This window comes from Sphingomonas sp. (genome assembly GCF_032114135.1).
GTDB lineage: Bacteria > Pseudomonadota > Alphaproteobacteria > Sphingomonadales > Sphingomonadaceae > Sphingomonas.
The window spans coordinates 457153-467963 of record NZ_DAMCTA010000001.1 but is presented as its reverse complement, the minus strand read 5'-3'; the positions used below and the strand labels follow the sequence as shown (position 1 = coordinate 467963).

Below are 10811 nucleotides of genomic sequence, written 5' to 3'. Positions count from 1 at the left end.
GATACGGATGGTCATGCGGCTTGCTCGCGCCTTAAAAGCCGGCGTCCGCCCATGCTCGAACATGGCTGCCGCCAAAGATCTGCTGTCGCGGCATTCGGAAAATGAAGTAGGGATTGAGTGTCGGGAGTTGCCCCGCCGTATCCAACTGAGCCAGCTGATCCCGCGAGAGCACGATGTCGAGCGAGGCCGCGTTTTCCATCACCTGCTCGGGCCGGCTTGCCCCCATCAGCACGGAGGACACGCCTGGCCGCGACGTGACCCAAGCCAACGCGACTTGCGCCATCGGCCTGCCGAGCGCGCCGGCGACGGCGCGCAGCGCATCGACGATTTGGAAGTTTCCTTCCGTGAACAGCATGCCTCCATACGGGTTGTCGCCGTTCAGGCGGCCGTCGCTGCCGTTGGCGGCCGTATCGCCGCTTTTGTTCGGCACGCTGCCGGCAGGACCGAAGTCGGCGAGCTTTTCGCGGCCATACTTGCCGGTCAGCATGCCGAAGCCGAGTGGACTCCAGGCCACCAGCCCCATGCCGAGCGCCTGACCGGCCGGCAGAACGTCGAGCTCCACGCCCCGATCGATAAGCGAATAGCTATATTGAAGGCCGATCGGCTCCGGCAGGCCATGGGCGCGTGCCAGCGTCGCGATCTGCGCCGTGTACCATGCCGGGGCGTTGGAGAAGCCGTAGTAGAGGATATCCCCCCGCCGGACCGCGTCGGTCAGGGCGCGGAGGACTTCCTCGGGCGGGGTCGTGCGATCCCAGACATGGGTCCAGTACAGGTCGATATGGTCGGTTCCCAGCCGCCGGAGCGACCCTTCCAGCCCGTCGCGGATGTTGCGCGCCGAATTGCCTCCGGCCAGCGGGTTGCCCTCCTCCCGCGGAAAACCCGACTTGGTCGCGACCACCATCCGGTCGCGCCGGCCGCTGTCGCGCAGGAAGCGACCCAACATCGCCTCGCTCTCACCGCCCGAATAGACGTCGGCCGTGTCGAGGAAATTGCCTCCCGTGTCGAGATACGCGTCGAAGATGCGGCGAGAGGTCGCCGCGTCCGCGCCCCAGCGGCCTGCGCCGAAGGTCATCGTGCCCAGCGCCAGGGGGCTCACCACCAGGCCAGATCGGCCAAGCGTGCGATATTGGGTAAGATCCATGGCCTGCTTCTCCTTGTTCGGTAAGGAGATAAGCGCGAAGCGGCGCGCCGATTAGCCATTGCGGACCGCAAGGACTTGTGAGCATCATGCAGCAATGCGACGCGGCGACCTCGACGATCTGGCGGCGTTCGCGACGGTTGCGCGCGTGCGCAGCTTCACGCGCGCGGCGGCAGAACTAGGCCTTTCTCCATCGGCACTCAGCCACGCGATGAAGGCGCTGGAAACCCGGCTCGGCGTGCGCCTGCTGGCCAGAACGACGCGCTCCGTGGCTGCGACTGCCGCTGGCGAACTGCTTCTGTGCTCGATCGATCCGGCGTTGGCGCAGGTCACAAGCGGACTGGCCGCGCTTGCCGACTGGCGCGATGCGCCGTCGGGCACGATACGGCTTACCACCTTCGGCTATGCCGCGCGCACCATCCTGGCGCCCCGCCTGCCGCGCTTCCTGCTCGACCATCCCGACGTATCGGTGGAGGTCATCGTGGAAGATCGCCTGATCGACCTTGTCGCCGGCGGCTTCGACGCTGGCATCCGGCTTAGCGAGACCGTTCAGCGCGACATGATCGCCGTGCCCGTCGGGCCGCCGCTGCGAACCGTGGTGGTGGGAACGCCGGAATATTTCGCACACCGCGATCCCCCGCAAACGCCAGACGATCTCGCGGATCATGTCTGCATCAATTACCGCCTGCTGGGCGGGGGCGGGCTGCTGCCGTGGGAGTTCAACGTGCATGGCCGCGAGATCAAGACGCGGGTGCCAGGCCAACTGATCGTCAACGACGAGGTGTTGGCCGCGGCTGCAACACGCGCTGGCGCGGGTCTCGGCTACATGATGGAACATGACGTAGCCGACGAGATTGCGGAAGGCCGGCTGGTGCAGGTGCTGGCGGCATTTTGCATGCCCTATCCAGGTTGCCAGCTTTACTATCCCGATCGTCGTGTCAGCCCGGCTCTCCGCGCCTTGATTGACTGCCTCCGCTGGCGGGAATCCCGAGATCCAGAATTTGCCGCTCCGACTGTGTCACTCGCGTAACGCGTCGGTACATCGTACGTTGGACGTGATCCGCGCCTCGGGGTCTATCTGCCGAGCACCTGGAACGGAAAATGAAGACTCCGCTACCCAAGAGCTTCCGACCTCGCGATAGTGGCAGGTTTCGGCGGGAACCGCCGTTCAACGTGCTGCTGGCCGCCCACTCACCGTGGTAGCTAGCCGCCCGCGGAACGTTGATGTGCAACTGTCTAGCGCCATGCGCGCTTAGGCCGATCTGGGTCTCTCCTTTCAACGGCCTTTTCGGCTCAATTTCTAGGGGGGCGTTGACCGGGCTTCATGAGGAGATCGAGCATCGCGGCTTTCGACATGGGGTGCCCATATTTGAAGCCCTGGGCGGAATCACATTCTAAATGGGTGAGCGCCACCTCCTGAGAGGCGTTTTCCACGCCTTCTGCAATGACGGACAAGCCAAACGCCTTCGCCATCTGAATGATGGCTCCCACGATCGCGGCATCACCAGTCTTTCGGTGGATACGGGCTACGAAGCTCCGGTCAATCTTCAGGCGTGTCAGAGGATACTTCTGTAAAAGACTAAGTGAGGCGAAGCCAGTGCCGAAATCGTCAAAGGCAATCCCCACACCAAGCTTCTTCAATTGCCGCAGCGCTTTTGTCGATTGGCTATTATAGCTCAGCACTGTGGTTTCCGTTATTTCTAGCTCTAGCTGTTTTGACGATAGCAGCTGGTCTTTGATGGCCGAGGAAACAACGTCAAATAGGCGTCCCGATCGGAGTTGAGCTGAGAAAAGATTCACGCCGACCTGAACGTCGCGCCCTGCTAGACGTTTCCACTCCGCCGCAGCCCCACAAGCCTCCCGAATGACCCAGTCTCCGACTTCCTCGGCTGCGATGCTCTCTTCGAGCAAGCCGATGAACTCGCTAGGGAGGAGGAGGCCGTGCGTCGGATGTCGCCACCTAAGCAGGGCTTCCGCTCCGGTGACTTCCTTCGTGAGCAGAGACACTTGCGGCTGATAGAGCAGCTGGAACTCACGGTTCGCCAATGCGTGGCGCAACTCAACGCTGAGACGATGACGGCGTTCGGCGTCGGTTTGCATGTTTTTGGTGAAGAACGTCCGTCTGTTACCGCCCTCGCCTTTTGCGCTGTAGAGCGCCATGTCCGCGCGCGATATGAGTTGGTCGACGGCGAATGGTTTGTCTGAGCTCATTGCGATGCCAATGCTCGCGCCGACGAAGACGGATTGATCGGCTAATTCAAATGGCGCCTGAAGATCCCGAATGAACCCCGAGGCCACGGCATCTACAACGAGTGGATCTTCGCACTCCGGCAGTAGCACTGCGAACTCGTCTCCGCCCAAGCGGGCCAAGTACCCTTCCGCCGGCGTCAACCTACTCAAACGCAACGCAACCTGGGCAAGCAGCAGGTCGCCCACACTATGGCCAAGGGTATCGTTCACATGTTTAAAGCCGTCTAGATCGAGTAGGACGAGCGCGCATGGGGATTGTCGGTTCGTTGACGCCAGCTTAGCATACAGGGCGTTACGGTTCGGCAATGCCGTGAGAGTGTCGCAATGGGCCAGGTGCTCCAATCGACGCTTTGCATCGTATCGATCGGTTACGTCGCGAAGCAAGGCTCCGAACATCGGTTGCCCGGACTCGAACCACATGGAGAGCGCGAGATCGACGGGGAACTCCCGACCATCCGCGTGCTGGGCGATGATCTCGACCCAGTGGCCAGCAAGCCGTGCTTCCCCAGAGCGTGCCGCTCTTGCCAGGCCGGCATCATGAGCCGCGCGGTGTTTTGGAGGGATGATCAAGGAGAGAGGTCTGCCCAGTACCTGAGATTCGGCGAACCCGAAAAGCTTTTCAGCTCCCGAATTCCAGGAAATGATAAGGTTGTCTGAGCCGGCACAGACGGCAGCTGTGTCCGAGCTAGCGAGCATTCGTTCATAGCGAGACATCTGAATGTCTGTGTCGCGTTGGCCGCCTGCCGGTATTAATTCCTCTGCGCACATCTCAGATCTATAGGTGCAAATCTCTTTCGATGTGTTTCAGCGAAAGTCCGTATACCCATAGGCGTTTATACGTAGGTGAGACCATGGCGTTGATCTCGAGGAGGCGACACGCGACCGGCTTTCCGAACTGACGGGAGCCAATCAACCGGCGGGGCCACGCGGGATGGGTGAATGACCGCTCCCGCGGAGATCATCGTAGGTCCTGAACTGGAGATGGGCGGACTGCTGCCGGACTGCTGCATGGCATTGCCGCGGCGGCTTTCGGCAGGAGTTGCCATTTAGACGCTCGCCAGGGAACGGCTTAAGTTGGTCGCGAGCTGCCGGTCCGCTTTCTCTGCCGAAGCTGCTGTCGACGCCCTACCCGATAGCACGAGCACCGGCGGTTGAGGCGATGTGACCGGGCCCGCTGCGTGCGCAGCGGGCCCGGGGACGGAAGCCGGGGGTGCGGGGCATCAGCGGGGGCAGCGCTGCGCTATGAGGAGGGCTCCACGCAGCCCCCGCTGCCGGCGGCGTTGTGCCATTTCTATCTTGCGGCGGAATGTGCCTTTTCTAACTGGCGGCAACACCTTGCGCTCACCGGTGTAAGCGCAACGTACAAGGTGATCTCGGGACTGCTGACGGATACGCGCGACACCCTCAGCGCCGAGCATGCCCTCGCAGAGACAGCGCGATGCCTAGCGAAATTGCAGCACCGTGTCTGACGCCAGCGGAGAACAAATTCACTTGGCAGTTCTGGACGGTGTGCCGCCCTCCGCATAGCGCGAACTACATTCCGTTATTACACGGGGCTGCGCCCCGTTGACGTCCCCCCTATTTTTTGGCCCGTTTTGATCGAGAGTTCTCCGGCCTTTTGAAGCCTTTTGGCAAGGAGCTGGGACATCAAGAAAGCGCGGTGCACGGAAGAGCAGATTGCGTTTTCGCTACACCCGCGCGTGGCGCTGGACGAGGGCCGATTGGGGACCGAGCCCCCAAAGCGACGGGGAAGACCGCCCCTGCCCCGCATCAAGCGTCAGCCGGGCACCGCCATCGAGGAAAAGCAGACTGTCCGCTGATGATGGAAAAGCTGCCAGTCTGCTCCCGCCCCAAAAGCAGACAGTGAGCGAACATGGTGATAGCGCAGGTTCACCACAGACCTGCAGCAGATTGAGGGATTCGATGCGCCAACCGTTCACCTTGGTACCGTTGAACCTGCGAACGATATCACGCGTCTCGGCGACGCTACGCCGCACATTCCTTGCCACGACATTGCCCTTCCTGCTGATTGGCACCGACGCGTCGGCGCAGTCGGACGCGCAACTCACAACTATCCTGGCAGCCGCGAAGCAGGGAACGCGATCCCCGTCGATGGGCGCTGCCCTCATTCGCGACGGCAAGGTCGTAGCCTCAGCCGTGACCGGCGTGCGTCGAACCGATCGAGCCGGTGATACACAGATCGGCGATCGCTGGATCATCGGGTCGACCGGTAAACCACAAACGGCTGCGATGATCGCTCGCCTCGTCGATCGCGGAGTCCTGACGTGGAGCATGCCCCTATCTGCGATGTTGCCAGAACTCGCCGATCAGATGCGGCCGGAGTACCGGTCCGTGACGCTGGTCCAATTGCTTTCGCATCATGCCGGGCTACCCGAAAACGTCGGCGACATGCCATTTATCGAGAGCTTCCTGAGGGACAGGCGACCGCTCAACGTGCAGCGCCTCGCCTACGTTGCTCGCGCTCTGCGGGAGCCTCCGGCATATGTACCTGGGAGTGATTTTGGATACAGCAATAGCGGTTTCCTCATTGCTGCAGCCATTGCCGAGCGTGCTACTGGCAAGACGTACGAAACCCTGATGCGCCGCGAGGTTTTTCGGCCACTTGGCATGTCCACCGCTGGCTTTGGCGCGACTCCCGCCGGACAGCCCACAGGTCATGAGGCGGACAAGCCAGTCGGGCCCAGCAACTCGGCTATGTTCGCCCCCGCCGGCAACCTTCACATGTCGGTGGGAGATTGGGCGAGGTTTTGCGTGGATCAACTCGCAGGAGCGAAGGGCAAGGGCAAGCTCCTTTCTCCAGCCTCGTATCGGGTGATGCAGACCGCACAGCCTAACGGCCCCACCGGCCTCGACTGGGGTGTTCAGGCTTCTATCGCTGGTAGGAAAGGCCCCGTGCTCGTTCACAGTGGATCTGACGGCTATTGGTTCGCTTATGCGGTCCTCTTTCCCGCAAGTGGCAACGGCGTGCTTGTAATCGATAACGCGTCACAAAAAATGGGGGGCGATGCCGCTGGGATGGCCGCACTCAAGGAGATACTCCCAACATTGGCGCCAGCCAATTAGGCAGTGGATAGAGCTGACGGCCGCCGCGATCTGCTTCGGATAGCGAACGCTCGGCAGGCTGTCCACTTCCCACCCAATCTTGGCCGTTCAGGCGGGTGATCGTGCCGAAAGCCGCCGTTCGGTGCTCGCTTCAAGCAAACGTCCGCTTCTAGCTCGGACCCTCCCGGCGACGAACGAAATTGGGTGGGAAGCGGACGTTTACGCCGGGCGCTGCAACGGCCGATTTTCGATGGTCCGCCTCGGCGTTCGCCAAACGGGCAAAACGCGGTTCGCGCCGTAGACGGATCGCCAGCGGCCGTTGTCCCAGACTTGTAGAACCCGGCCCCAAGGTCCGGTTACAGCAATCCTCGCTTCCCCGACGATCCATGCTTTAAGTGCATGCTCAAATTGGTCAGCGGCCTTCTCGAACGGGAAGAAGTAAGACCAAAAGTCCGATACGCCGAAGTTTAGCTCGTCACCATTTTGCAACCCAAGGGCGAAAGGCAAGGCCACGCCACTTTGTGCAGGGAAGTTCCATAGAATTTCGAATGGCGCGTCATGCTCAACCTCGAAATGCAGCCCGTGCCGTTGAGCGAACCGCGTGAACAATGCCGTAGCTTCTTCGGTGCAATCGCCGCCGCCCATGCCGCTTCGTAGCAGGCATGCGAATGTCCGCAAATGGGCGGTAGCTGCCTTTCCGCTTTCTCGGCCGAAACCGTTGTTGACACCCTACTCGATAGCACGAGGATCGGCGTTCGAGGCGGTGTGACCGAGCCCGCTGCGTGCGCAGCGGGTCCGGGGTCAGGAGCCGGGAGTGTGGGGCATCAGCGGGGGCAGCGCTGCGCTATGAGGAGGGCTCCACGCAGCCCCCGCTGCCAACGGCGGTTTGTCCCATTTCTATCTGCTGCAGAATGTGCCTTCTCTAACTGGCGGCAACACCTTGCGGTCACCGTAGGAGCGTATTGACCCATTGTTCTGCGCCCTCGGTCAACCGACGATCATCTGACCGATCAAGACGCCGTTCAGCACGATCACGACGGCCGTTACCAGCAGCGCGGTGATCCGCATCACGCGCCCATTGGCGAACCGCCCCATCAATGCCCGGTCCCCCGTGAAGCGCACGAGCGGGACGACTGCAAAGGGAAGCTGCAAGCTCAGTATCACCTGGCTCAGCACTAGCAGCTTGGCCACCCCGCCATCCCCATACCAACCCGCGACGATGGCCGCGGGCACGATGGCAAGCCCGCGCGTGATCATTCGCCGCAGCCAGTGCGGCAGCCGCAGATCCAGGAAGCCCTCCATCACGATCTGCCCCGCGAGCGTACCGGTGATCGTGGAGTTTTGACCGGAGGCGAGCAGCGCCACCGCGAAAAGCGTGCTCGCCACGCCCACCCCCAGCGCTGGGGCCAGCAAGGCATAGGCGTCGCTGATCTCCGCCACCTGGGTCTTGCCCGATCCGTGGAACGCCGCTGCGGCGAGAATGAGAATCGCCGCATTGACGAACAGCGCGAGGCCGAGCGCCATCGTGCTGTCGATCGTGGCCAGCCGGATGGCCTCGCGCTTGCCGTGATCGCTGCGGTCGAACGCGCGGGTCTGCACGATCGACGAATGGAGGTAGAGATTGTGCGGCATCACCGTCGCGCCGAGAATGCCGATCGCGACGTACAGCATAGTGGGATTGGTCACGATTTCCGGCGAAGGCACCAGCCCTGTCCCGATCGCCGCGAGGCTGGGCTGTGCCCAGACAAGCTCCACCGCGAAGCAGAGCGCGATAACGATGAGCAGTGCGACGATGAATGCCTCGAGTTGCCGGAACCCACGCCGCTGCAGCATCAGGATCAGCAACACGTCGAGCGACGTGACCAGGATTCCGACCACCAGCGGCAACCCGAACAGCAGCTTCAGCGCAACGGCCGTGCCGATCACCTCCGCCAGGTCGCAGGCGATGATCGCCAGTTCGCAGAGCAGCCAGAGGCACAGTCGCGGGATCGGCGTGTATCGGGCGCGGCAGGTCTGGGCGAGATCCATGCCGGTAACGATGCCCAGCTTGGCCGAGAGGCTTTGGAGCAGCATCGCCATCAGATTCGAAAGCAGGATGACCGAAAGCAGCGAATAGCCGAATGCGGACCCGCCGGCGAGGCCGGTCGCCCAGTTGCCGGGGTCCATATAGCCGACGGCGACGAGATAGCCGGGCCCCGCAAAGGCACCCAGCTTGCGCCAGAACCCCGCGGCTGCAGGCACGGCGACACTGCGGAATGCGCCGGGAAGGCTCGCCGCGTGGATCGCGGTCGAGCTCCCGGAAGCGCCCATTTCCCCCTCGAACGGCGGCATCAGCTGGCGGCGCTGAGCTTGATCGTTCCGTTGACACCGGTCGGGAAGAACCCGCCGCGATCGACCGACGCCTTGTTGAGATAGGCGATGTTGAGGACCTGCCCCGCGGAGCGGCTGAACGCCACGCCGTTGGAGTCGGTCGGCACGATGTTGGTCGCGGTGCCGATCGGACGAACGCCCTGGTCGAGGTCGCTTGATCCGTCCAGACTGTCGCGGGCGCTGGAAATGGCCTCGGTGGCATCGATGAGCGACGGCGTCGTCAGCCCCTTGCGATACAGCGTCGTGCGGATCAGCCCCGCGTGATACGCCTCCGCGGCAAGAATGCCGGCCGCAGCTTCGAGATAGGTCTTATTGGTGATCAGCGGCGATGCGCCCTTGTAGGCGCTGACCCCGACATCTTCGAAGATGAAGGCGGCGAGCAAGAAATTCTCGTCGCTCGCATATGGATCGAAGGCCTGGGTGGCGCCGACCAGTCCCGCCGCGCGTGCCGCGGTCGAAAAGGCACCGTTCACGTCCGTCGACAGGTCGAGCGTGGGCTGGGCGACCGCAACGCTGCCCAGCGCGCTCCGCAGGAACGCGACGTGCGCCTGTTCGTCCCCCGCAATCTCGCGCGCATAGCGCGCCACGGCGGCGTCCTTGAAAGTGACCTGCCGCGCGCCGTTTGCGGTGCCGGCCTGGCCGGTACCGGACAACAGGCTCGCGGGCAGCGAAACGCCGTTGGCGGCGTATGAGTAGAATTGCGCTTCGAGATATTCGAGATTGAGCGCGAAGTTCAGCACGTCCTGATCGGAAAGCGCGCCCGACGGGCTGGGCGTAGGTGTGGGGGTCGGCGTCGGCGTGACCATCGATCCCGGTCCATCGTCGTTGCTGCTGCACGCAGCGAGCAGGGTCGCACCGGCAACCGCAAAGCCCGTATTTCTCATGAAAGCTCGGCGTTCGGCGCGGCGAGCGTCGCACGCGTCGAGGACCTGAAGAACAATATCATGGTTCATGGCTGAATCCTCCCTGGAGCCGAGCGCTCAGTTCGCTGCACTGGTGACGATGGTGCCGTTGACGCCGTTGGGGAAAAATCCGCCGGCAGTGACGGCCGCCTTGTTCAGGTAGACGATGTTGAGGACCTGCCCGGTCGACCGGCTATAGGCGAGGCCGTTGGCATCGAGCGGGGCGATGTTGCTGGCGGTGCCGATCGCGCGGATGCCCTGATCATCTTCGCTCGACCCGTCGAGGCTGTCGCGCGCGTTGGAGATCGCCTCGGTCGCATCCACCAGGCTCGGGGCTGCAATTCCCTTGGCGTCTAGCGTCGTGCGCACGAGCGCTGCGTGATATGCCTCGACGGCGAGGATACCCGCCGCGGCTTCGAGGAACACCTTGTTGGTGATCAGCGGCGAGGCGCCCTTATAGGCGGTGACTCCGACATCCTCAAAGATGAATGCGCCAAGCAGGAAGTTCTCGTCGCTGGCATAGGGGTCGAAGAATTCGCCTGCGCCGATCAGTCCCGCGGCACGGGCTGCGTTGGAAAAGGCGCTGGTGGGCGAGACGCCGATGTCGATCTGGGGTTGTCCCACCGCAGTGGCGCCGATGGCGCTGCGTAGAAATGCGACATGGGCGCGCTCATCCGCGGCGATCTCCTGGGCATAGGCGGCAACCGCCGGATCCTTGAAGGTCGCCTGGCGCGCACCCACGGCCGTCCCGATCTTGCCCGGGCCTGTCAGCAAGTCGGCAGAAAGGCCGACGCCATTAGCCGCATAGGAATAGAATTGTGCCTCGAGATATTCGAGGTTCAGCGCGAAATTGAGGACATCGCCGTCGGTGAGCGCCGTCTGGGCGGCGGCGCGCTGCACGCTGGTCGCCATCGCCAGCCCCCCACCGGCAACGGCGGTGAGCGCGAAGGCCTTGAAGAATTCCCGGCGCTCCTTTCGCCGCTGGGCTTGTTGCTCAAAGGCTTCGAGTAGCTCGACTTCCTGGTTCATGGCGCATGCCTCCCTGATGGTAGCAGCGTTCGAACCCCGGGCGATTTCAAGCCGTTCCG

At 62.9% G+C, this 10811-nt stretch carries 8 protein-coding genes; 2 read left to right on the top strand and 6 right to left on the bottom strand.

The features are described 5' to 3' along the window. Positions 1-31 precede the first annotated feature (31 nt). Positions 32-1141: an aldo/keto reductase gene (locus RT655_RS02275; RefSeq protein ID WP_313534768.1), complete on the bottom strand. Its 1110-nt coding sequence runs from the start codon at positions 1139-1141 to the stop codon at positions 32-34. Between the two features lie 94 nt (positions 1142-1235). On the opposite strand from RT655_RS02275, the gene RT655_RS02270 reads away from it, so the two are divergent. Further along, positions 1236-2168, top strand: a complete 933-nt coding sequence (locus RT655_RS02270; RefSeq protein ID WP_313534767.1) for a LysR family transcriptional regulator — start codon at positions 1236-1238, stop codon at positions 2166-2168. 263 nt (positions 2169-2431) lie between these two features. Here the strand turns inward: RT655_RS02270 and RT655_RS02265 are convergent, their stop codons facing one another. Beyond that, positions 2432-4156 (bottom strand): EAL domain-containing protein, encoded by a 1725-nt coding sequence (locus tag RT655_RS02265; RefSeq protein WP_313534766.1) that lies wholly within the window; start codon positions 4154-4156, stop codon positions 2432-2434. 1155 nt (positions 4157-5311) lie between these two features. Between RT655_RS02265 and RT655_RS02260 the strand changes: the two genes are divergently transcribed. Further along, positions 5312-6472, top strand: a complete 1161-nt coding sequence (locus RT655_RS02260) for a serine hydrolase domain-containing protein (RefSeq protein WP_313534765.1) — start codon at positions 5312-5314, stop codon at positions 6470-6472. A gap of 198 nt (positions 6473-6670) precedes the next feature. On the opposite strand, the gene RT655_RS02255 is transcribed toward RT655_RS02260, so the two are convergent. The 4 genes from RT655_RS02255 to RT655_RS02240 all read right to left on the bottom strand — a co-directional run bounded on the left by RT655_RS02255 (position 6671) and on the right by RT655_RS02240 (position 10752). Continuing rightward, positions 6671-7096, bottom strand: a complete 426-nt coding sequence (locus RT655_RS02255; RefSeq protein WP_313534764.1) for a hypothetical protein — start codon at positions 7094-7096, stop codon at positions 6671-6673. 342 nt (positions 7097-7438) lie between these two features. Next, on the bottom strand, positions 7439-8761 hold the full coding sequence (locus RT655_RS02250) for an Nramp family divalent metal transporter (protein WP_313534763.1): 1323 nt from the start codon (positions 8759-8761) through the stop codon (positions 7439-7441). 20 nt (positions 8762-8781) lie between these two features. Then, on the bottom strand, positions 8782-9774 hold the full coding sequence (locus RT655_RS02245) for a ferritin-like domain-containing protein (RefSeq protein WP_313534762.1): 993 nt from the start codon (positions 9772-9774) through the stop codon (positions 8782-8784). Positions 9775-9801: 27 nt separating this feature from the next. Next, positions 9802-10752 carry a ferritin-like domain-containing protein gene (locus RT655_RS02240; protein ID WP_313534761.1) on the bottom strand — a complete coding sequence of 317 codons (951 nt, stop codon included), beginning with the start codon at positions 10750-10752 and terminating at the stop codon, positions 9802-9804. Positions 10753-10811: the final 59 nt, after the last annotated feature.

What these genes read in the sequence shown, in the direction of transcription:
- RT655_RS02275 (WP_313534768.1), bottom strand. Translation starts at nt 1,141, where the DNA reads ATGGATCTTACCCAATATCGCACGCTTGGCCGATCTGGCCTGGTGGTG.
- RT655_RS02270 (WP_313534767.1), top strand. Translation starts at nt 1,236, where the DNA reads ATGCGACGCGGCGACCTCGACGATCTGGCGGCGTTCGCGACGGTTGCG.
- RT655_RS02265 (WP_313534766.1), bottom strand. Translation starts at nt 4,156, where the DNA reads ATGTGCGCAGAGGAATTAATACCGGCAGGCGGCCAACGCGACACAGAC.
- RT655_RS02260 (WP_313534765.1), top strand. Translation starts at nt 5,312, where the DNA reads ATGCGCCAACCGTTCACCTTGGTACCGTTGAACCTGCGAACGATATCA.
- RT655_RS02255 (WP_313534764.1), bottom strand. Translation starts at nt 7,096, where the DNA reads ATGGGCGGCGGCGATTGCACCGAAGAAGCTACGGCATTGTTCACGCGG.
- RT655_RS02250 (WP_313534763.1), bottom strand. Translation starts at nt 8,761, where the DNA reads ATGGGCGCTTCCGGGAGCTCGACCGCGATCCACGCGGCGAGCCTTCCC.
- RT655_RS02245 (WP_313534762.1), bottom strand. Translation starts at nt 9,774, where the DNA reads ATGAACCATGATATTGTTCTTCAGGTCCTCGACGCGTGCGACGCTCGC.
- RT655_RS02240 (WP_313534761.1), bottom strand. Translation starts at nt 10,752, where the DNA reads ATGAACCAGGAAGTCGAGCTACTCGAAGCCTTTGAGCAACAAGCCCAG.